Source organism: Thermotoga sp. Cell2 (assembly GCF_000789375.1).
Classification (GTDB): Bacteria; Thermotogota; Thermotogae; order Thermotogales; family Thermotogaceae; genus Thermotoga; species Thermotoga petrophila.
This window is the reverse complement of sequence record NZ_CP003409.1, coordinates 925,864-947,633: the sequence shown is the minus strand read 5'-3', so window position 1 is coordinate 947,633 and position 21,770 is coordinate 925,864. Positions and strand designations below refer to the sequence as shown.

General features: G+C 45.4%; 22 protein-coding genes and 1 CRISPR repeat array (1 of these 23 running past the window's edge). Of the genes, 8 read left to right on the top strand and 14 right to left on the bottom strand.

Annotated elements, in window-relative coordinates; genetic code table 11:
• Positions 1 to 62: 62 nt before the first annotated feature.
• The 10 genes from rny to CELL2_RS04745 all read right to left on the bottom strand — a co-directional run bounded on the left by rny (position 63) and on the right by CELL2_RS04745 (position 8,514).
• A complete protein-coding gene (gene rny / locus CELL2_RS04790; RefSeq protein ID WP_011943501.1) occupies positions 63 to 1,586 on the bottom strand; it encodes a ribonuclease Y in 1,524 nt (507 codons plus the stop codon).
• A complete protein-coding gene (locus CELL2_RS04785; RefSeq protein WP_038033181.1) occupies positions 1,586 to 2,071 on the bottom strand; it encodes a regulatory protein RecX in 486 nt (161 codons plus the stop codon). The genes rny and CELL2_RS04785 overlap by 1 nt, the downstream gene beginning before the upstream one ends.
• Positions 2,001 to 3,071, bottom strand: a complete 1,071-nt coding sequence (recA, locus tag CELL2_RS04780) for a recombinase RecA (RefSeq protein ID WP_038033182.1) — start codon at positions 3,069 to 3,071, stop codon at positions 2,001 to 2,003. The genes CELL2_RS04785 and recA overlap by 71 nt, the downstream gene beginning before the upstream one ends.
• The gene (gene thpR, locus CELL2_RS04775) at positions 3,064 to 3,627 is read right to left on the bottom strand and encodes an RNA 2',3'-cyclic phosphodiesterase (protein ID WP_011943498.1); all 564 of its coding nucleotides are present in this window, start codon (positions 3,625 to 3,627) and stop codon (positions 3,064 to 3,066) included. The genes recA and thpR overlap by 8 nt, the downstream gene beginning before the upstream one ends.
• A gap of 3 nt (positions 3,628 to 3,630) precedes the next feature.
• Positions 3,631 to 4,152 carry a CDP-alcohol phosphatidyltransferase family protein gene (locus tag CELL2_RS04770; RefSeq protein ID WP_004082412.1) on the bottom strand — a complete coding sequence of 174 codons (522 nt, stop codon included), beginning with the start codon at positions 4,150 to 4,152 and terminating at the stop codon, positions 3,631 to 3,633.
• The gene (rimO, locus tag CELL2_RS04765) at positions 4,149 to 5,441 is read right to left on the bottom strand and encodes a 30S ribosomal protein S12 methylthiotransferase RimO (protein WP_038033183.1); all 1,293 of its coding nucleotides are present in this window, start codon (positions 5,439 to 5,441) and stop codon (positions 4,149 to 4,151) included. Before rimO ends, CELL2_RS04770 begins: the two co-directional genes overlap by 4 nt.
• The gene (locus CELL2_RS04760) at positions 5,438 to 5,977 is read right to left on the bottom strand and encodes a DUF4416 family protein (RefSeq protein WP_038033184.1); all 540 of its coding nucleotides are present in this window, start codon (positions 5,975 to 5,977) and stop codon (positions 5,438 to 5,440) included. The genes rimO and CELL2_RS04760 overlap by 4 nt, the downstream gene beginning before the upstream one ends.
• The gene (locus CELL2_RS04755; RefSeq protein ID WP_038033185.1) at positions 5,965 to 6,540 is read right to left on the bottom strand and encodes a RodZ family helix-turn-helix domain-containing protein; all 576 of its coding nucleotides are present in this window, start codon (positions 6,538 to 6,540) and stop codon (positions 5,965 to 5,967) included. Before CELL2_RS04755 ends, CELL2_RS04760 begins: the two co-directional genes overlap by 13 nt.
• Before the next feature lie 71 nt (positions 6,541 to 6,611).
• Positions 6,612 to 7,289: an endonuclease V gene (nfi, locus tag CELL2_RS04750; RefSeq protein WP_038033186.1), complete on the bottom strand. Its 678-nt coding sequence runs from the start codon at positions 7,287 to 7,289 to the stop codon at positions 6,612 to 6,614.
• 4 nt (positions 7,290 to 7,293) lie between these two features.
• Positions 7,294 to 8,514: an LCP family protein gene (locus tag CELL2_RS04745; protein ID WP_200877807.1), complete on the bottom strand. Its 1,221-nt coding sequence runs from the start codon at positions 8,512 to 8,514 to the stop codon at positions 7,294 to 7,296.
• A gap of 16 nt (positions 8,515 to 8,530) precedes the next feature.
• Here CELL2_RS04745 and CELL2_RS04740 point away from each other — a divergent pair, with 16 nt between their 5' ends.
• Positions 8,531 to 9,490, top strand: coding sequence for an L-lactate dehydrogenase (locus CELL2_RS04740; protein WP_004082418.1), 960 nt, complete (start codon positions 8,531 to 8,533; stop codon positions 9,488 to 9,490).
• Here the strand turns inward: CELL2_RS04740 and ecfT are convergent.
• Positions 9,416 to 10,231, bottom strand: coding sequence for an energy-coupling factor transporter transmembrane protein EcfT (ecfT, locus tag CELL2_RS04735; RefSeq protein WP_004082419.1), 816 nt, complete (start codon positions 10,229 to 10,231; stop codon positions 9,416 to 9,418). The two genes, CELL2_RS04740 and ecfT, sit on opposite strands and share 75 nt — an antisense overlap.
• Positions 10,228 to 12,612 (bottom strand): Lon protease family protein, encoded by a 2,385-nt coding sequence (locus CELL2_RS04730; RefSeq protein ID WP_038037275.1) that lies wholly within the window; start codon positions 12,610 to 12,612, stop codon positions 10,228 to 10,230. Before CELL2_RS04730 ends, ecfT begins: the two co-directional genes overlap by 4 nt.
• An 89-nt stretch (positions 12,613 to 12,701) precedes the next feature.
• On the opposite strand from CELL2_RS04730, the gene minD reads away from it, so the two are divergent.
• From minD to CELL2_RS04715, 3 genes are read left to right on the top strand one after another with little or no spacing between them, the layout of a single operon-like run.
• Positions 12,702 to 13,517 carry a septum site-determining protein MinD gene (gene minD / locus CELL2_RS04725; protein WP_004082421.1) on the top strand — a complete coding sequence of 272 codons (816 nt, stop codon included), beginning with the start codon at positions 12,702 to 12,704 and terminating at the stop codon, positions 13,515 to 13,517.
• A 4-nt stretch (positions 13,518 to 13,521) separates the two neighbouring features.
• Entirely contained in the window at positions 13,522 to 13,797 is a 276-nt protein-coding gene (locus tag CELL2_RS04720) for a hypothetical protein (protein WP_004082422.1), read from the top strand.
• Positions 13,798 to 13,812: 15 nt separating this feature from the next.
• Positions 13,813 to 14,211, top strand: coding sequence for a secondary thiamine-phosphate synthase enzyme YjbQ (locus tag CELL2_RS04715; protein WP_004082423.1), 399 nt, complete (start codon positions 13,813 to 13,815; stop codon positions 14,209 to 14,211).
• Between the two features lies 1 nt (position 14,212).
• On the opposite strand, the gene CELL2_RS04710 is transcribed toward CELL2_RS04715, so the two are convergent.
• Positions 14,213 to 15,379: a type III PLP-dependent enzyme gene (locus CELL2_RS04710; RefSeq protein WP_004082424.1), complete on the bottom strand. Its 1,167-nt coding sequence runs from the start codon at positions 15,377 to 15,379 to the stop codon at positions 14,213 to 14,215.
• Positions 15,380 to 15,612: 233 nt separating this feature from the next.
• Between CELL2_RS04710 and CELL2_RS04705 the strand changes: the two genes are divergently transcribed.
• The 3 genes from CELL2_RS04705 (at position 15,613) to CELL2_RS04695 (ending at position 18,101) form a co-directional block, all read left to right on the top strand.
• Complete coding sequence (locus CELL2_RS04705; protein WP_004082425.1) at positions 15,613 to 15,813, top strand: cold shock domain-containing protein; 201 nt, start codon at positions 15,613 to 15,615, stop codon at positions 15,811 to 15,813.
• 96 nt (positions 15,814 to 15,909) lie between these two features.
• Positions 15,910 to 17,304 carry a glutamate--tRNA ligase gene (gene gltX, locus CELL2_RS04700; protein WP_004082426.1) on the top strand — a complete coding sequence of 465 codons (1,395 nt, stop codon included), beginning with the start codon at positions 15,910 to 15,912 and terminating at the stop codon, positions 17,302 to 17,304.
• Positions 17,305 to 17,336: 32 nt separating this feature from the next.
• Positions 17,337 to 18,101 carry a metallophosphoesterase gene (locus tag CELL2_RS04695; RefSeq protein ID WP_004082427.1) on the top strand — a complete coding sequence of 255 codons (765 nt, stop codon included), beginning with the start codon at positions 17,337 to 17,339 and terminating at the stop codon, positions 18,099 to 18,101.
• Here CELL2_RS04695 and CELL2_RS04690 read toward each other — a convergent pair.
• A complete protein-coding gene (locus CELL2_RS04690) occupies positions 18,085 to 18,834 on the bottom strand; it encodes a radical SAM protein (protein WP_004082428.1) in 750 nt (249 codons plus the stop codon). The genes CELL2_RS04695 and CELL2_RS04690 overlap by 17 nt on opposite strands.
• A 74-nt stretch (positions 18,835 to 18,908) precedes the next feature.
• Here CELL2_RS04690 and CELL2_RS04685 point away from each other — a divergent pair, with 74 nt between their 5' ends.
• Positions 18,909 to 20,435, top strand: a complete 1,527-nt coding sequence (locus tag CELL2_RS04685; RefSeq protein WP_038033189.1) for a bifunctional UDP-sugar hydrolase/5'-nucleotidase — start codon at positions 18,909 to 18,911, stop codon at positions 20,433 to 20,435.
• Between the two features lie 635 nt (positions 20,436 to 21,070).
• Positions 21,071 to 21,770: a CRISPR direct-repeat array (repeat unit 30 nt; unit sequence GTTTCAATAATTCCTTAGAGGTATGGAAAC) (it continues 463 nt past the right edge of the window).

Genomic DNA, 21,770 nt, shown 5'->3' with positions numbered 1-21,770 from the left:
CAAAATTCACAAAAAACAAAAGCCCCCTGATGGGGGCTTGAAGGTTTTCCATATCAAAACTCTTACTTTGCGTAAGCGACACTTCTTTTCTCTCTTATCACCACAACTTTCAGAACACCAGGATACTCGAGCTCTTCTTCTATCTTTTTAGAAATATCGTAGGCGAGTTTTTCAGCGAGAGCGTCATCCACTTTGTCGGGTTCCACAATCACTCTAATTTCTCTTCCAGCCTGAATGGCGTAGGCCTTTTCAACGTACTTGAAGCTTTTTGCTATCTCCTCCAGCTTCATAAGACGTTTGATGTAGTTTTCCAGACTCTCTCTTCTCGCACCTGGTCTTGCCGCAGAGAGAGCATCGGCAGCTGCCACGAGTACTGCTTCAGGTGTCATGGGTTCTTCTTCTCCGTGATGGCTGAGAATCATGTTTATGATGTCTTCTTTTTCTCCGTATCTTCGGGCAAGCTCTGCACCTATGGTCGTGTGTGAACCTTCCAGCTCCTGATCAACAGCTTTTCCTATATCGTGGAGGAGTCCTCCTCTTCTCGCTTTGTCCGCGTTTAGCCCAAGTTCAGAAGCCATGTAACCGGCGAGCAGAGCCACTTCTATCGAATGGTTCAGAACGTTTTGGCCATAGCTCGTTCTGTATTTCAATTTTCCAAGGAGTTTCACAAGCTCCGGATGGAGCCCCATAACACCCGCTTTGAACGTCGCCTCTTGTCCAGCTTCTTTTATGGCTTTCTCCACTTCCTGCTTTGCTTTTTCGTACATTTCTTCGATCCTTGCAGGATGTATTCTTCCATCCGCCACCAGTTTTTCCAGTGTGATACGGGCTATCTCTCTTCTCAGAGGGTTAAAGCAGGAAAGAACCACCACTTCCGGGGTGTCGTCTATTATCAAGTCCACACCCGTGATCTTTTCAAACGTTCTGATGTTTCTTCCTTCTCTACCTATGATTCTTCCCTTCATGTCATCCGACGGAAGAGAAACGGTAGAAACGGTGATTTCTCCTACATAATCCGGTGCGTATCTCTGAACAGCGAATGCTATGACTTTCTTGGCTTCCTTTTCGACTTCTTCTTCAACCTGTTCTTTCATCTCTTTGTAGAGTTTCGCAAGGTCGTGTTCGTACCTCTGCCTGGCTTCTTCGAGAATGAGCTCTCTTGCTTCTTCCACAGTCATACCGGCAAGACGCTTCAATTCTTCGTCGATTCTTTTTTCCTTTTCTTCGACCTCTCTCATTTTCTCTTCCAGATTTGCTTTGAGTTCCTCAATCTGATGTTCCCTTTTTTCAAGGTTTTCCTCTTTCCTCGTCAGGAGTTCTTCTCTCTTTAAAATTCTTTCCTCAAACGCTCTCAATTCTTCTTCTCTTCTGGATCGCTCTTTCTCGAATTCCTCTCTGAGCCTGTGAACTTCCTCTCTTCCTTCTATTATCGCTTTCTTTTTTATCTCGTTTGCTTCTTTTTCTGCTTTCTCGATTATGGTTTGAGCGTCTTCTTTCGCTTTTCTGAGCTTTTGATTTATCTGATAACTTGCTATTAAGTATCCAATCAGAAGACCACCGGCTCCTGCTACTATGTACCACAGCATCATTCTTCACCTCCATCTATTTTATTGAGAATTTCCTCGATGAGAGAAGGATCGAACCCTCTTCTGTAGAGATAATCTCTTAACTCCCATCGATCTTTGAATCGACCTTTCAATCTCTTCAATTCTTCGTGAAAATCGATCTCCTCCAGAGCCTTTTCGATCGCTCTTTCTATGATCTCTTCATCCACTCCAAGTGATTTGAGCTTCATTTTCACGACTCTCGGTCCAAAGAGTTTCAACCGCATTTCGTCGAGTGCAAAGAGATAAGCCGCTTTTTCGTCGTCCAGATATCCCTGCTTCTTCAAGGTAGTAATGGTACTTTCCACTTCCTCATCTGCGAAGCCCTGTTTCTTCAATCGTTCGCGAAGTTCGTCTTCAAATCTGACTCGATATTTGAGGAGCCTCAACGCATAATTAAGAGGCTTCTTCGCCTGAAGATTTCTTTTCTTTCCTCTGTTCTTCTTTCTCCACTGATAGTAATCCATATTTTTCTCTTATTCTCCTTTCGATCTCTCCTGCTATTTCAGGGTTATCTTTGAGAAACTGAACGGCGTTCGAGCTTCCCTGCCCAAGGGAAACTTCCTCACCTTTGAGAGTGGTGTAGTAATACCAGCTACCTTTTCTTTCTACCATGCTTTCCTCAACAGCGATATTGAACAGCTCGTACTCTCTATCGATCCCTTTCCCGTATATGATGTACGTCTGAGCGGTTTTGAACGGAGGAGCAACCTTGTTCTTCACGATCTTTACACTTATCACGTTGCCTATCACATCTTTTCCTTCCTTTATAGGTTCACCCCTCCTGACTTCCATCCTCATGGTTGCGTAGAATTTCAAGGCGAGTCCGCCGGTCGTGGTTTCCGGGCTTCCAAACATAACGCCTATCTTCATTCTGATCTGGTTTGTGAATATAACTACCGCCTTGGATTTGTTCACACTTCCCGCGATCTTTCTCAGTGCCTGAGACATGAGACGCGCCTGAAGACCCACCTGCATGTCTCCCATGGCACCTTCTATTTCCGCTCTGGGAACGAGAGCCGCAACGGAATCAACAACTATGAGGTCGACCACACCACTTCTTACGAGTTCATCCACTATTTCGAGTGCTTGCTCTCCATGATCAGGCTGAGAGATGAGAAGACTCTTCAGATCCACTCCAAGGTTTTTCGCGTAAACAGGGTCCAGTGCGTGTTCTGCGTCTATGAAAGCAGCCACTCCTCCCATCTTCTGGGCCTCTGCTATGGCGTGAAGCGCGAGGGTGGTTTTTCCGCTCGATTCCTGACCAAAGATTTCCACAATCCTTCCTCTTGGGTATCCTCCAACACCCGTTGCGATATCGATGGCGAGAGACCCTGTTGGTATCACCTCTACAGGCTGAACCTGGGTTTCATCACCCAGGATCATTATGGAACCCTTTCCAAAGTTCTCTTCTATTCTCTTCAACGCTTTTTCCAGGACACTCTTTTTCTGTTTTTCATCAGACATACCTGATCAATCCTCCTTCAAACTGGCATTCGTAAAGAACTCTGTAGATGGGACCCGTCGGTGTTAACGTGGACGAGTAAATCTTGAATCTGTCCACAGCAACTTCGATGGGTGGAAAATCGATGTCTTCGATCAGTTTTTCCCATTTGTCCGGGTAGTACTTCACCCTTCCAATCGTAATGTGAGGGACGAACTTCTCTTCAAACGAAAAACCGTGGTGAGACAGCTCGTTTCTGAGCTCTTCGTAGAGTTTCATCAGGCGATCAGTGTTCTCCACTCCGAGCCAGAAGACGCGCGGAGACATCTTCCTTTTGAAGTACCCAAAACCCTTCACGGTGAACGAAAAAGAAGGAAAACCTCTCACCCTTCTACAGAGGTGTTCGGCTATTTCAGAGATTTTTTGTTCGTCAACCTCCCCCAGGAAAAAAAGTGTGAGGTGCATGTTTTCTTCAGAAACCCACGTTGCACCAAAACCTCTTCTCATGAGTTTTTCTATGATTTCAGAAGCTTGCTTCTTGACTTCTTCGTTAACATCGATAGCAATGAAGGTCCTCATGAACTATCCCTCCAATTTCGTGATTCTTGCAATATCGATCGTGTACGTAATCCAGGAGATCACCGTTACTGTGAGTGAGAGCACCACAAAAAACATGAGAAGTGCGTTACTCAAAAAGCCCATCTTGAAGAGATACGCAGCGATCAACACCACAAATTGAGAAACAGTCTTCGCCTTCCCTATCCACCTCGCTGGCACAACGTTTCCTCTGCTGGCTGCGAGTATTCTGAGCCCGTTTACAAAGGTGTCTCTTGCAAAGACAACCAGAACGTACCACAACGGAAGAACATCCAACATGGCCACTGCCGTGGATATCACGAGAATCTTGTCAGAAACCTGATCGAAGACCTTTCCAAAATCCGTTACCTGGTTTTTCTTCCTCGCAAAAAAACCATCGAGATAATCTGTGAAAGCCGCAAATACAAAAATCAGGAACGACAAAGAGATCCATCCTTCCATGTAAAACCAGACAACAGGAATTACCAGCGCCGCTCTCAACAAAGAAAAAAAGTTCGCAAGATTCATATCACTGACCCCCACATGTCGTACTCGTCGTGCTCTTTTATCACCACTTCAAGAAAGTCTCCTATCTTCCCTTTCCCTCTTACAAAAACCACTCCGTCCACTTCAGGTGCTTCCGTCCAGGTCCTTCCCACAAGAAACTTCCCTTCTTTTCCCTCAACCAGGAACTTCAATTTTTTTCCAACGAATCTATCAAGCCTGCTGTTTGAGATCTCCGCCTGGAGAAGGAGCAGTTCTTCCTGTCTTCTTTTCGCCATTTCCGGGTCAACTTTCTCTTTGAGGTTGAAAGCAACCGTTCCCTCCTCATCCGAATAAACGAAAGCTCCGAGTTTGTCAAACTGAATTTCTTCCACAAATTGCTTGAGTTCTTCGAAGTCTTCTTCAGTTTCTCCCGGAAATCCCACGATTATACTCGTTCTGAGGACCGCGTCCGGGAACCTCTCTCTGATGCTCGAAAGCATTTTTTTCAACTCTTCTGAACTCTTCGTTCGTCCCATTAGTTTCAATATTTTATCGCTTCCATGCTGCACTGGAACATCGAAATACTTCACAACCTTATCCAGTTCCAGCATTGCGCTTATTATTTCCTCTGTCAGATGATCCGGATGAAGGTACATAACCCTGATCCAGAACTCTCCGTTTAGACTGTTCAGTCTCCTCAAAAGATCAGGCAGCGCTTGCTTTCTATAAAGATCAATTCCATAGGACGTTGTATCCTGAGCGACGAGAATTATTTCTTTCTTTCCTTCTTTCAAAAGGTCTTCTACCTCGTGCGTTATGTCTTCTATGCTCCTGCTTCTCAGACTTCCTTTGAACGAAGGTATGGAACAGAAAGTGCATCCTCTGTCACACCCGTCGGATATCTTCACGTAAGCGTAGGGTCTCTCCTCCAGATCGATTCTTTTTCTGTATCTGTACACGGTCTCCGGTCGATTTGGAACAAGATCTGTACCCTTTTCAAGGGCATTCGCTATCTCTTCAGGATCTACAACACCTATCCACTGATCCACCTCGGGGATTTCTTTTTTCAGCTCTTCGTAATAACGCTGAACAAGACAGCCTTTCACAACCAGTTTGTAACTGTACTGATCCTTTGCATCTATGAAAGAGAAGATTTCATCTATTGATTCTCTCTTTGCGTCCTCTATGAAAGCACAGGTGTCCAACACAACCACATCCGCATCCTTCACATCGAAAACTATCTCGTGACCTCCTTCTCTCAACACACCTGCCAGGACTTCGCAATCCGCTTCGTTTTTCGGACATCCTAGAACCTTTATACCAACCCTCACTTCATCATTTTCCTCCTCTTTTTGAGGTACAGCTCCCTGATCTTTTCAAGATGCTTTTTGTACTCTTCTTCTCTGTAATTTGGATAGGTGAACTCCATGTGTCTGAATTCTCCCCGCACGTAAACCAGCGTCACCTCAGCGTAGATTCCTTTGCCTATGTAGATGCGGTTCCCCCAGTGTTTGGTGGAAGCGAGAACGAACTGAGTGTGATGAATGTATCCTGGATCTATGTTGACTTTTCTCTTTCCTTCGATCGAGAACATCTTTTCTATCTCGTTGGTTTCGCGCTTTATATCCGCCAGCTGGAAAGGATGGACGAGTCTTTCAAAACTCACAAGTCTTCCCTTCAAACCCTGTCCCATTTCTTCCGAATAGTAAAGAGTGTACTTCTCGAAATCGAGAACATCCGAAATGTAATCCATGGGCCCAAAACGTCCTTCGAGAACGGGCCTCACTTCGTTGAACCAGTAATCTATGTGCGATGCGAATATGAACATCACAAGATTCACCATGTCAGGTACCTTCACTTCTCCCATGAAACACTCACCTCGAACTTCCTGATCTTCACTGTCCACTCCTCGGAAGCCGTTTTTAGAACCACGTCGCTTCTGGATTCGACAATATACTCTCCTTCTTGAAGAGGAATCTCTCCACTCACACTTTTACCGTTCACGATCGTTTCCTCTGGTGCAACAAGGTAAGCAGGTGGTGTCTGCCGCAGCTTCAAATTCTCCACCGCTGAAAACAGAAGAAAAACCAGTCCTGCTATCAGAAAAAAGAACATCACCAGGTCCCTTGTTTTCTCTTTCTCCTTCTTTTTTCTCGGCTTCTTCTCTTCAACTTCTTCAGCTACTTCTTCCTTGCCTTCTTCGTACAGTTTGAGCATCTCATCTGGGGAGAGTTCGAGAAACTCCGAGTATCGTTTTATGTAACTTTTTATATAGACTTCTGCGTCAAGTCCCTTCAGATCGCCTTCCTCGATCCGCTTCAATTTCGATGGATTTATGTTCGTGAACAGAGAAGCGTCGAGAAGGGTTATTCTTCTTTCCTCCCTCTTTTTTCTGAAAGTCTCACCGAGTTTCTTCCATTTTTCGCTCAAAACAATCTCCTCCAGACCCCCGTGTCTGGTATCCTGAGGCTGAATTTATTTTATCACAGCCGAAAAATCTTTCAGAAAAGGCCTTTTTTGAGCCGTTGTGTGTAGATGTGTGCCAGTCTGGTGGGTTCCGGTATCCTTCTTCCGGGTAAGGTAAAAGCCTTGATCAGTCTTTTCGAACTTTCAACGTCCATGAGATGGCCCGGAGACACGAAAACAGGAGCACTTCCTTCTTTTGTTCTGACCACACAGCCTATTATCTCCTCGCCGTCGTAGAGATAACTCCAGGAACATCTTTTATCTTCAGGCATTTTGAACGTTCCATACAGTCTGGATTTTGCCACACCAATGGTCGGGATCTCTATGAAGAGTCCCATGTGGGAGGCTATCCCAAGTTTTCTGGGATGTGCCAGCCCCTGACCATCGAAGACTACAACATCGGGTTTCGTTCTCAGCTTTTCCCAGGCCTTCAAGAACAGAGGCCCTTCTCTGAAAGCGAGAAGCCCCGGGATGTAGGGAAAAGTTATTTCTCCCCTTTCAGAAACAATCTCCACTATTCTGAAAGAAGGATATTCGAGTACCACTATCACCGCGAGCCCTTCTTTTTTTCCCGGAAACGAAAGATCTACTCCTGCCACGTACTCGGGCTCTCCTTCGTATGGTACAAGCTTTATCTTCTTTCTGAGTTCGTTCTGCACCTTTATCGCTTCCTCCGGAGAAAGATCCCATCTGTGAAGCTGCCTGTAATCCATCGAATCACTCCCTGAAATCGTCTATCAGAATCAAAGCAGATACCGGAAAATCGGGATATATTCTGTTCTTTGCGAGGCTTTCCAGTATCGTGTAGTACATCGTGTAATCTTCCGGTCTGTCGAACCTGTGCACCGTAAAATGCCTGGAAGGATGCGCTTTCCTCAGAATTTCCAGGATATAGTCCTCCTTTTCCGGTTCCCCTATGAAGACATGGTCTCCCTCGAATTTCTGCGATATTCCCACGTCTTCCCAGACAACACGGTCCGGTTCGAATCCAACCCTGTCTTTCCACACTCCCCTCAGGTTGGCTTCGAATACCCTCGAAACAAGCGATGAGATGTTCACAACAAGGAAATTCACGCGATACTTCTCCTGAACGCTGCTTCCAATGAGATTCTCTTTGAAAGAAACGAGTCTTTTTTCATCCACAAAGATGCTTCCGTCGCTATCCACCTTGTACGGAAGTGTCGAAAAGCTCACCCTAACACTGTTTTTCAATTTAGAAAAGAGTGTTAGAATCTCTGGAAGACCGATATCCGTTTCGATGTAAGGACTTATCTTTTTGTAAAGTACGGAAATTTCGAGAGGATTTCTTGAAAGGGCCTTGCTGAGGAGTTTCTTCAGTACATCCTTCTGTCTTTCTATTCGGGCAAGATCCCCCATGGAGTCTTTTCTGTATCTTATGTACGCAAGAAGCTGTTCTCCATTCAATTTGTAAGGAACCCCAGGTTTGAAATCTATGACGAGATTCTGCGACAGATCTTCATAAAACATGACCTCGTTCGGTATCACCTCTATTGGTCCCAGTTCATCCACGAGTATTTTGAAAGCCTCGTAGTTGAATATCACGTAAGAATCCGGCTTCTGTCCCAGAAGTGATTCGATGATCTGAAATAGTTTTTCCATTCCATAAGTGTTGTAAATCGCGTTGATCTTTTTTCCCTCTATCATCAAATCCCTGGGTATCGATACAAAAGAGAGATTTCCTTTTTTCCAGTCCAGCACACCAACAACTATCACATCGGTTCGAACGGTGTGTTCGATCTCTTTATCTTTTCCCAGAACGAGAAACACGTAAGGGTTTTTCACCTCACCCTTGAAGAGATAAGATACCATCTTATCCAGTAAAAAGAAGGATGATATAATTAAAAAGAAGGCTAAACTAATTGAAAGTGACAGAAAGATTTTCTTCAACACGATATCACCCTGACTGTATTCTATCACCGGGGAGGTGATTCTGATGAAAATAGGTATCGTAGGACTCGGAAGGGTTGGTTCCAGCACGGCTTTTGCACTCCTGATGAAAGGTTTTGCGAGGGAAATGGTTCTGATAGACGTCGATAAGAAAAGAGCAGAAGGAGACGCTCTCGATCTCATTCACGGAACACCTTTCACGAGAAGAGCGAACATCTACGCTGGAGACTATGCGGATCTGAAAGGATCAGATGTGGTGATCGTCGCTGCGGGAGTACCTCAGAAACCAGGAGAGACGAGGCTTCAGCTTCTTGGGAGAAATGCAAGAGTGATGAAAGAAATAGCGCGAAACGTCTCCAAATACGCTCCTGATTCGATTGTCATCGTGGTCACGAATCCCGTCGATGTCCTCACGTATTTCTTCCTCAAAGAGTCCGGAATGGATCCCAGGAAGGTGTTCGGTTCCGGAACGGTTCTCGACACAGCAAGGCTCAGAACTTTGATAGCGCAACACTGCGGCTTTTCTCCAAGAAGTGTGCACGTGTACGTGATAGGAGAACATGGAGATTCAGAGGTTCCTGTGTGGAGCGGTGCCATGATAGGAGGTATCCCCCTACAGAACATGTGTCAGATTTGTCAGAAGTGCGATTCGAAGATACTGGAAAACTTCGCTGAAAAAACCAAAAGAGCCGCGTACGAGATCATAGAGAGAAAGGGAGCCACCCATTACGCCATAGCTCTCGCCGTGGCCGACATAGTGGAGAGCATCTTCTTCGACGAAAAGAGAGTGCTTACGCTTTCCGTTTATCTCGAAGATTACCTCGGTGTAAAAGATCTCTGTATCAGTGTTCCTGTTACCCTTGGAAAGCACGGAGTGGAAAGAATCCTCGAACTGAACCTGAACGAAGAAGAACTGGAAGCCTTCAGAAAGTCAGCTTCCATATTGAAAAACGCCATCAACGAAATAACGGCCGAAGAGAACAAGCACCAGAACACCAGCGGTTAATAGGACGTAGAGTGTGTCCATCGGTTTCCACTTTATGTCTTTGAACCGTGTTTTTGGAGGCTCGCCCGTGTAGAGACGAGCCTCCATGGCCACAGCCAGTTCTTCTGCTTTTCTGAGGGCCGATATGAGAAGGGGCACTATTATCACCACAAGCGCTCTTATTCTGTCGAAAAACTTTCCCCTTTCGAAGTTTGCCCCCCTGGCAATCTGGGCCTTCAAGATCCTATCCGCCTCGAGCGCCAAAACAGGAACGAACCTCATCGCAATGGTCATCACCATTCCTATCTCATGGCCGATTTTTCTGGCACCGAACGTCGAGAAGATACTCTCTATAGCCCTGGCAGAAAGCAAGGGCGGAGTGGTGGCAGAGAAATTCTCAGCAAGGAGGATTATGAGCACCAGTCTGAGCATAATGTAAACGGCAGACCATATGGCTCTGTCGGTGATCATCCAGAAGATCTTTTCACCCTCTGATGAGGAAAAGAACTGAACCAGAACCGCAAACACAAGGAAGAACCAGAGACTCCTGAGTCCCGCAAGGTAAATCTTGAATCCTGTTCTGCTCAGAAACATCAAAAGAAAGATAGCCAAACCCGGTACGAGGTAAAACAAAAGATTGGGTACGATCAGCACAGCGGAAATGAGAAAGATCATACCCAGGAGTTTCGCTCTTGGATCGAGTCTGTGAACAATCGAATCAACCGGAATATATCTTCCTATCAGAACCGTCGGCAGTCTCATTTTTTACCCTTTCTCTTTTTTTTCTTCCTTTCTTCTGGGACTCCATCGAGGAGTTTTTTCATCTTCTTCAATTCGCGGTAAACCAGGTAATTCACACTGTTTCTTTCGAATTTTCCGGTCTTTGTAACCCTTCCGGCCTTCATTCCCATGACGATCTCAATCGCGTCGTCTATGGTTTCCACGGTCCATATATGGAAGAGGCCTTTCTTCATAGCCTGGATGATTTCATCCTTCAGCACCAGATTCTTCGCGTTGGCTTTGGGTATGATCACGCCCTGTTCCCCATCGAATCCACGGGTTTTACAGGCTCTGTAGAAACCCTCCACTTTCTCTACGATTCCCCCAACGGGCTGCACCTCACCGTGCTGATTTATGGAACCCGTTACGGCTATTCCCTGCTTTATGGGCACCTTAGAAATGGCAGAAAGGAGAGCCAAGGCTTCTGCAAGTGAAGCGCTGTCTCCCTCCACCTCACTGTAAACCTGCTCGAAGCTGATGGACGCGCTGACGGAAAGTGGAAAGTCCTGAGCGTATCTGCTCCCCAGAAATCCTTCCAGTATGAGAACAGCCTTGCTGTGGATTTTCCCGCTCAGATCCGCTTCGCGCTGAATGTCAACAACACCCGGCCTTCCAAGATAGACCTTCGCGGTGATTTTCACAGGAACACCAAAAGAATGATCTCCAAGGTCGAGAACGGTAAGACCGTTTATCTGTCCCACTTTCGATCCAGTTACTTCGATCATGAGATCGAATGTTTTTATCATTTCGTCGTATTTTTCTTCGAGGAGATTTCTTCTGTTCTCCATAGCTTGATATGACTTGAGAACGTGATCAGAAGTGGTAACTTCTGCTCCTTCCAATCTTGCGAGTTCCCCCGATTCAACTATGAGATTCACTATGTCTCCAAAAACAGCGGAAAGTTTCGTGCTGTTTCCAGCGTTTCTCATAGCGTACCATATGACTCTCTTCACAGCGCCTCTGTCGAAGTGGGGAAGATTCTTCTCTCGACAGACAGACGAGATGAAGGATACGTACTTCTGGACGTTCAATTCGTTTCTGGGTATTTCCCAGTCGAACTCCGCTTTTATCCTGAACAGCTTTCTGAAGTCTGGATCGAGTTCGTAAAGGAGTTCGTACAAATAGGGTGTGCCAATGATGACGACTTTCAGATCGAGGGGTATTTTTTCTGGTTTCAGGGTGATCGTGCTTGAAACTCCTAAGGTGTGTTCGAGATTTTCAACGGAAATCTGACTTTCCATGAGAACCCTTTTCAGGTTGTACCACGCGTAAGGCTGACTCAAAAGCCGCTCGGCCTCGACGATCAAGAAACCACCGTTCGCTTTGTGAACACTGCCTGGCCTTATCATACTGAAATCCGTGTGGAGGAAACCGCCTCTCACGTAGTACTCGATCTTTCCGAACAGATTGGAATAAGTGGGATTCGTTTCATAAATGACAGGGGCGCCTGTGAGATCCGAGTTGTCCACAATCAGATTCAGAGAGTACTTCCTCATGTATATCTCTTTTCTCTCCCTGGCGTCCATTCTCAAAAAGTCCAGGAGATTCTCCACAATATCCTTCTTTACGGATTCAAGGAATTCTTTCACACCTTCGTTTTCGAATTCACTCTCCACTTCAACAAAGAGTGGATCAATGGCGAAGAGTGCCGTTCTTTTGTGGAACTCTTCGAGGGATTTTCTGAACTCGATATCCAGCTTCCTGATTCTGTAGAGCGTCCCATCCACTAGATGCTTCAACTTCATCTGCCTTTCTTCGATTTCCCTTTTGGCCTGGTCTGGTAGGGCATTCACCGCTTCTGGTGGAAGCGGTTTCCCGTCCACCACAGGCAGCATAACGACACCGGCTGGAGTCAGCTGAACCACGAAACCGAGTTCGCTCGCCTTTGCCTCTAAACTCTCCCAGAGCTGCTTTCTCATGAGAGCGTATTTTTCTTCCATTTCGGAAATCTTTCTTGCGAACTCCTCGCTCTCGAAGGATTTGTTCAAAGCTTCAACCACTTCGTTGATCAAATCTTCGAGCCTCTTTTTAAACCTCCTTCCCTGTCCCGCTTTGAAAGAAATGGCCTTTGGTTCATACGGATTCTCGAAATTGTAAACATACCCCCAGTCGTTCGGTGCGGGAAGTTTCTTCGCGACATCCTGGAGCATCATCTGAACGAAGGTCCTTCTTCCCGTTCCCGTCACTCCCGTGACGAAAATGTTGTAACCCTTTTCTTTGATTCTTATTCCCGTTTCGATAGCCTCTTTCGCCCTCTTTTGACCTATAAAACCTTCGTTTGGAGGGACCTCCTCCGTGGTCTGGAAATTCAAAAAATCAAGGTCGAAATTGTTTATCTCATCGGGCCTCAACTTTCTGATCATAATATCACTCCTTTTTTTGTATGATCACATTTTATTGTACAATATTTTGGGAAGAAAACTGTTCAGGTGAACGAGAAAGGGTGGGATTGATGGGAAATGTCATAGTAGTGACTTCCGGAAAAGGAGGGGTGGGTAAAACCACCATAACGGCCAATCTCGGATGCGCCCTGGCCAAACTCGGGGAGAAGGTGTGTCTCATCGATGCCGACATAGGATTGAAAAATCTGGACATAGTTCTTGGGTTGGAAAACAGAATCGTTTACACCATGATCGATGTAGTGAACGGTAAGGTCTCTCCCCAAGAGGCCCTTGTCAAACACAAAATGCTGAAGAATCTGTATCTTCTTCCTGCTTCGCAGATAGCTACGAAAGAAATGATCTCGCCGAACGACATGAAGGCCATTGTGAAAGAACTGATACCACACTTCGACTACATCATAATCGATTCTCCGGCCGGTATCGAAAGGGGATTCAGAAATGCTGTTGCCCCAGCTGAGAGAGTGCTTGTTGTCACAACTCCGGAACTCCCTGCGATTTCTGACGCGGATCGTGTGATCGGTCTTCTGGAAAACTTCGGATTTTCCGATGAGAAGATAAACGTGATCATAAACAGATTCAAACCGCACATGGTGAAAAAGGGAGAGATGCTCACCACTGACGATATCAAACACACACTGTCACTGGAGATCATAGCCGTTATACCGGACTCAGAAGATATCATAGTTGCTTCAAACACAGGAATCCCGGTTTCATTAAACGGAAATTCGAGGATTTCCAAAAACTTCGAAAACCTCGCAAGAAGAATTCGGGGAGAGGGTGTTCCTCTAGAGAACGATTTCGTCACCGTCTCAAAGGGTCTCATCGACACGCTGAAAGACTTCTTCTCAAAACTCAAGAGGGGATGATATTATGAAGTTCCTGTTCTGGGAGTTCGGAAAGAAAAACAAAAGCAGAGAAACCGCTAAAAAAAGGCTGGAACAGATAGTTGGGACAACAAAAAGAAGACAGATGAACATAACAGAGATCATTCCAAAAGAGATACTCGACAAGAATTCGGATAAGATAAAAGAGAGAATCGCCAGCTGGCTTTCCGAGACTTTCAACGTTGAAAAAGAAAAGATAAAGATAGATCTCGAAGAAAGAGAAGGTCATGTGGTGATAATCACAAATGTGTTTTTCAAATGAAGAGGGGGGAAATAGATGCTTAAAAGACTCACAGTTCGGACCTCTTCGCGAACGCAGTTCGTGGATATCACTTCGGAGATTGTGAAATTCATAGAAGAATCTAAAGTGAGAAACGGTATCTGCGTGGTTTTCGTTCCGCACACCACCGCGGGTATCACAATAAACGAAAACGCAGACCCGAGTGTGAGACAGGACATAATGAACACGCTGAACAAACTGGTTCCACCGTCGGCTGGTTACACACATCTGGAAGGAAACGCCGACTCTCATATAAAAGCGTCTCTGGTGGGATCTTCTGTCACGCTCATAATAGAAAACGGACGCCCTCTCCTCGGAACCTGGCAGGGAATATATTTCTGCGAATTCGACGGCCCGAGGACGAGGAGCGTTTATGTAAAAATCGTTGAGGGATGATTCAATCCAGCACTCGTGTTTTGATTTTCTCCTCTATTGAGATCTCCGTGAGTTCTTCGATGAAAACCATCTTTGGAGGTTCTATTCCGTTGAAACGGGTGTTGTACTCAACCGTGTAAGCCCCCGCGTTTATGAAGCACACAAGGTCGTTCAGAGTGATGCTCTTTGGAAGAAAGATTCTGTCGTATATCACATCCACGCTGTCACAAGTGGGACCCGCCAGATGGTACTCTTCGAGCTCTTCTCTTTCTTTTCCGAGGACTCTGATTTCGTACTCGAAGTTTTGGATAGTTTCTGCGAGCCCGTGAAATACTCCCGCGTCGATGTAAACCCATTTTTCACCTGATCTTTCGCTCTTCAAAAGCACTTTTGTGACAAGCCAGCCTGCTTCTCCGACCATGTACCTTCCGGGCTCGGCTATCACTTTCAAATTGTGGACAAACCAGAGGTTTTCGTCTATCGCCTCTTCGATTGCCTTTCCTATTTCTTCCATACTTGGAATTGGCTTTGTGTGCTGAACAGGAAAGCCTCCACCAACGTTCAAGAGGAAAAGATTCAAACCGGATCTCATGGCTTTTTTGAACACTCTCCCCGCGATCTCTATCGCCTTTTTCCAGCTTTCAGGATTCAAATTCTGAGATCCCACGTGAAAACTCAATCCCGCGGGGATCAGTTTCATCTTCGAAGCATAGGAGAGAAGCTGAAGAGCATGCTCTGGATTGGTTCCAAACTTTCTGGAAAGGGGCCAGTCTGCGTCTGCACCATCCGTTTCCACTCTCACAAAAACGAAGCTTCCAGGAGCATTTATAGCGACTTTTTCCACTTCCATCTCACTATCCACTGCAAAGAGCCTTATACCGTTTTTGTACGCGAACGCGATGTCTTCCTCTCTTTTTATGGTGTTACCAAAACTCATTCTCTTCCCATCCACACCAAGTGCGAGGAGCTTTTCTATCTCCCCCTTGGAAGCCACATCGAAATTACTCCCCAACCTGGCAAGAAGGGATATAATACGCGGGTGGGAGTTTGCCTTCACAGCGTAGTAAATATCCGCTTTTTTGAGAGCAGCTTTCATCTCCAGATATTTCTTTTCCACGACCGACAGATCGAAAAGAAGAAAAGGCGTTTTCACTACTTCAAGGGCTCTTCTAATCCAGTATTCCATCATGGACTCCTCCTCAACGGGATATGGTTATGCATATAAAGAATAGGTAAAAAACTCTTTCATAGAAAGACCCATTAAGTTAAATAAATATGTCTTTAGGATAAAACTAAGATTTCAAAACACCGTAAACCCCTTCTGATGAAGAATACAGAGATTTTGACAAAGCCGTATCCGGGGTGTACACTTAGGAGGTGCCGCCTTGAGCGGAAAGATTTTTAAGAAGGAGTGATTTTTTCATGAGAGGTACGGTTAAGTGGTTTGACTCCAAGAAAGGCTACGGTTTTATCACCATGGAGAACGGAGAGGACATCTTCGTTCACTGGTCAGCGATCCAGATGGACGGTTTCAAGACCCTCAGGGAAAACGAAACAGTCGAGTTCGAAGTCCAGAAAGGTACCAAAGGACCTCAGGCTGTCAATGTGAGACCTGTTAGATAATAGAGGTCGAAACCGAATCCAGGCCCCGGTGTTCATCACCGGGGCTTTTTTTGATATATTAGAAGTCGGATCAAAAAAATCAGGAGGTGCTTTGAATTGGTGAGAGTCAGGTTCGCCCCGAGTCCAACAGGCCATCTCCACGTAGGTGGAGCCAGAACCGCTCTGTTCAACTGGATGTTCGCAAGAAAAGAGGGTGGAAAGTTTATCCTTCGAATAGAAGACACCGATACTGAGAGAAGCTCAAGAGAATACGAACAGCAGATCCTGGAATCTTTGAGGTGGTGCGGTCTCGATTGGGACGAAGGGCCTGACATAGGTGGAGATTTCGGACCCTATCGACAGAGCGAAAGACTCGAGATCTACCGAGAATACGCTGAGAAACTGGTGGAAGATAAGAGGGCTTATTACGTGGTTTACGATAAGGAAGATCCCTCTAAAGAGCTCTTCACAACTTACGAGTATCCCCACGAATACAAGGAGAAAGGGCATCCCGTTACCATAAAATTCAAAGTTCTTCCCGGAAAGACTTCCTTCGAGGATCTTCTGAAAGGCTACATGGAATTCGATAACTCCACCTTAGAAGATTTCATCATCATGAAGTCGAACGGATTTCCCACCTATAATTTTGCGGTCGTGGTGGACGATCATCTCATGAGAATCTCCCATGTGTTTCGCGGTGAAGATCACCTTTCTAACACCCCAAAACAGCTCATGATATACGAGGCTTTCGGATGGGAAGCACCCGTCTTCATGCACATTCCACTCATCCTTGGATCGGACAGAACGCCTTTGAGTAAAAGACATGGCGCCACTTCCGTTGAACACTTCAGAAGGGAGGGCATTTTGAGCAGGGCTTTGATGAACTATCTTGCACTTCTCGGATGGAGAGTGGAAGGAGACGAAATCTTCACTATAGAAGAGAAACTTCAGTCATTCGATCCAAAAGATATTTCGAACAAGGGAGTCATATTCGATTACCAGAAACTCGAATGGGTGAACGGAAAGCACATGAGAAGAATCGATCTCGAAGACCTGAAGAGGGAATTCATCGAATGGGCAAAGTACGCGGGAAAAGAAATCCCCTCCGTGGATGAAAGATACTTCTCAGAGACCCTCCGTATATGTCGGGAAAAGGTGAACACACTCTCTCAGCTGTACGACATCATGTATCCGTTCATGAACGACGATTACGAATACGAAAAGGACTATGTAGAGAAATTTTTGAAGAGAGAAGAAGCCGAAAGGGTGCTTGAAGAAGCAAAAAAAGCCTTCAAAGATCTCAACAGCTGGAATATGGAAGAGATAGAAAAAACATTGAGAGATCTTTCTGAAAAGGGTCTGGCATCGAAAAAGGTGGTCTTTCAGCTCATAAGAGGAGCGGTTACTGGAAAGCTGGTAACACCCGGTCTTTTTGAAACCATAGAGGTGCTGGGAAAAGAAAGAACACTGAAAAGACTTGAAAGAACTTTACAGTTCTTAAAGAAAACCTAAAAAAATCACGCTTTATAGTTGAGGGTGACAAAATGAGGCTTGCCTTCTTTGGAGATGTTCATGGAAATTTCGAAGCGTTGAAGGCCGTTCTGGAGGACATGGAGAACAAAGGTGTCGATGAAGTGTTCTGCCTTGGAGATTTGGTCGGCTATGGACCCGATCCTGAAGCTGTTGTACAGACAATCATGGAAAAAAACATCAAAACGATTATGGGAAACTACGACGATGCCGTTGGCTATTCCAAAGAGAGCTGTGGTTGTTCCTACGCGCCCGGAAGGGAAACAGAGGTTGGAGACATCTCCCTCAAGTGGTCGATCGAAAACACTTCTGAGAAAACCAGAGAATTTTTGAGAAATCTTCCCAAAAAGCTGAGTTTCGAAGTTGAAGGAGTCAGATTCTTGCTCGTTCATGGAAGTCCTCTAAACGAACTCCTCGAGTACGTGAAGCCCAACACTCCTCCAGACAGGCTGAAGAAGATCGTGGAATCGGTCGAAGAGAATGTTGTTGTGAACGGACACACTCACCTTCCCATGGTGAAATGGGTTATGGGAAAGCTCGTTTTGAACCCAGGAAGCGCCGGAAGACCGAAAGACGGGGACCCGAGAGCGTCTTACATGATCGTTGATGTTGAAAACGGTACGGTCAGCTTTGAAATAGTGCGTGTCAGGTACGATGTGAAGACAACCGTAGAAAAGATCGCAAGAAACGGCCTCCCAGTTGAACTTGCGACCGTTCTGGCACTCGGACAAACGTTCGACATGGGACCAGGGAAAGTCACTTTCACCCTCGGCCGATGAAGGCACAGCATCCTTTGAACTCACCCGTCCCGCCGACGGGCTTTGTGATGACATCCACGAGATCTTTCAACTCGCTTTGAAGCTTCTTTCTGTATTCCCCCCTCGGTTGCATACAGCCGAGGATTACTCTTTTGAACAGTTTTCTTGCCTTCTCGAAGAGTTTCACAACCTCCTGGAGATCCGGTGGGAAAGATTTTCCAAACTTCGTTCCGGGAGTTGGAATGAACACGTTCAAAACAACGGTGTCTGTCTCCTGAGACAGGATCTCGAGCGCTTTTTCTTCGTGGGTGATCTTTCCACCCGTTATTCCTACCGTGATGTGAAACACCACGTTCTCATAAAAGTGAGCGATATCTAAAATTTCCTGTGGAGTCAATGCGAGTCCGTAGATGCTTTTCAAAACGGTTTCATCACCGAAGAAATCCATAGAAACGACGTCAGCCAGCTCCTTTGCAACCTTGGACTTTTGAAACCCCACGTGAAAGTTGTAAAGAAGACCGTGGGATTCTTTCAGCTCCTTCAAATGTTCGTAATACTTTTCAAACGGAATTGAACCATCTGGAAGCATTCCACCGCTTATCAGAAAGCTTCTGTAGCCTTTCTTCACAAGGGCTGGAATTTCATCCACGGAGATCATGTGTCTCAAATAGTGTGCTCCACAGTGAGGGCAGTTGAGCGAACAAAACGCGCCGGTCACGCTCACGGGAATCGTGTGAGATGGATCCACCGTCACGAGTGAAACCTCCTTAACAAAGTCCCACAATATGTTAACACATTAGAGTTAAAATCTTTGAAGGGGGTGATATCATGAGAAAGTTCCTGGTGATCCTTCTGGCTTTGCTGATAACCGCTCTGCTTCTTGGTGCAAGGCTCACCATCCTTCACGTCAACGACACACACGGCCATGCCTGGGCATTCGATGAGTATCGTAATCCCGGAATTGGGGGCCTTGCAACTATCGCAACGATCGTAGAAGAGGTGAAAAGGGAAGTCGAGAGTCAGGGTGGGTACGTGATCTTTCTCCATGCGGGAGACCTGAACACCGGTGTTCCAGAGTCCGATCTTCAGGATGCCATACCGGACATCGTTGGATTCAACATGATGGGACTCAAAGCCATGGCCGTTGGAAACCACGAGTTCGACAATCCAAGGGAAGTACTCGAAAAACAGATGAAATTCGCAGATTTTCCGTTCCTTTCAGCGAACATAGTGAAAGAAGATGGTGAACCGTTCTTCAAACCATACATCGTCGAAGATCTCGGTGAGCTGAAAATCGCCATCATCGGCTTCACCACAGAAGAAACGGAGATCCTGGAACCCCTCTACCTCGAAGGCCTGAGGTTCGAAAACGCCCTGAAAGTGGCCCAGAAAATAGCACCCGAATTGAAAAAACAGGCAGATGTTGTGATCGCTCTTGCGCACCTTGACTGGGGAGAGCCGAAGAAGGAAGACATCACCACGACACACCAGCTGGCAGGAGTTGAGGGAATAGACGTTGTGATAGCGGGGCACAGCCACGTACTTGGATCTGACGTTGTGGAAGGAAAGATAATAGCCTCGGCCGGAGAATATGGAAAGTACGTTGGAAGACTCGATCTGGACATCGAAGACGGAAAGATTGTGGCGTGGCACTGGGAGGCGATACCCGTTAATTTGAAGGTGTACGAAAACGAAAAGTACAGGTACCTCGGGAAGCCGTACCTCGAAAACAGATACGTCGCAAAGGCTCTTGAATACTTCAAGAAAGTGGGAAATGAAAAACTCGATACCGTCATAGGAGAGACGAAGATCTACCTCGATGGTGAAAGAGAACACGTCAGATCGAAAAGCACGAATCTTGCCAACCTCATAGCGGACGCCATGAGATGGAAAGTGGGAGCGGATATCGCTTTCACAAACGGTGGAGGTATCAGAGCCTCTATAAAACCTGGAAAGATCACTGTGAGAGATATACTGACGGTTCTTCCGTTTGGAAACACTCTCTACGTACTGGAACTCACCGGTGAACAGATCATGAAAGTGCTCGAGTACGCCGCTACCATTCCGGAAGGTAAAGGTGCGTTCCTCCAGGTTTCCGGCCTCACTTGGAAGATCAAAGACGGAAAAGTCGTAGAAGTTCTCGTGAACGGAGAGCCGCTCGATCCAGAGAAAAAGTACAAAGTGGTCACAAACAACTACATGGCAGGTGGTGGAGACGGTTATGTCATGTTCAAAGAGTGGGACGGATACGACACGGGATACCTCATGTCAGACGCCGTCATTGAGTACATCCAGAATGTTCTGAACGGGAAAATAGAAGAGTACGACGATTCGCAGAGGTACGTGAGAGAGTAACTGGAACAGTTCGAAGAGTTCAGGTTGAGGCGGGGCAATCCCGCCTCTTTGGTTTTTGATATTAAAAATTAACTTGAAAATTATTGATATTTACTAATTAACTTTTATGCATACAAACCAGGTTAGTTCCAATCATTCACAAAGTGGGTGATGCGTGTACTTGGCATTGGAAGAACGATACAGAGTATGCAATTACCGGTAACGAAAAATTTCATGCGGGTTTGTGGTACCGGAAGCTATGCGTTAAAAAAGGAATAATGGATGATATGAAGAGACAATATGAAGAGAATTTGTGGTAATCGATGACGTGTAAGCGCTTTGAATTCAAGAAGTTAACAGTTAACTTCTAACACACTGAGGAATACCTTCTTTCATCTATTTGTGAAACATGGAACTAATCGATTTTTACCAGAAACACTCCAAAATGCCCTGACGTAGGTTGATATAATTTATCTTCTGTTTTTTGCTTGTGTTCTTTTCTTGTTTGACTATGCAATTATTCCATTTTTCCAAACAGTACTTGAAGGTGCTCTCTTGTGTGTTAGAATGGTTTATGGAAAGGAAGGATATGGAAGGTCAAAAAACATCTTGCTTTCAGAGTGTGTTTGTGGTATAATTTCTCTTGAACTCAACGGGTTTCAATAATTCCTTAGAGGTATGGAAACCGGTTGATTTTGAAAAAATATTCTTTTTTGTAAAACGTTTCAATAATTCCTTAGAGGTATGGAAACCTTGTTCTGTGTTCCGGAAACGAGGTTGTTCACAAGAGTTTCAATAATTCCTTAGAGGTATGGAAACCTTCATACTCGTCACCGCCTTCCAACCATTTCTTTAGTTTCAATAATTCCTTAGAGGTATGGAAACATTTATAATCGAAGGGGGGGATTTTATGTTAACGTAGTTTCAATAATTCCTTAGAGGTATGGAAACAGAAAGACTGAACCTTCGAGAAGAGGTGTAAGAAACGTGTTTCAATAATTCCTTAGAGGTATGGAAACTGCAACACCTCCTTCTACTTCAATTTGTAGGTTACTGTTTCAATAATTCCTTAGAGGTATGGAAACCGGCGAAGAATTTTTGGAATATACTACGAAACTCGAGTTTCAATAATTCCTTAGAGGTATGGAAACCCTTTGGAGACAAACTTTGTCAAGACATTAGCGCCGTTTCAATAATTCCTTAGAGGTATGGAAACTTAAGCATCATCTCCCCCCTCTTCCAGGAATTGCTTGTTTCAATAATTCCTTAGAGGTATGGAAACACCATGTAGTAGTATTTGCCTCTTGCTCTCTCCAAGTTTCAATAATTCCTTAGAGGTATGGAAACAGTTGAGTA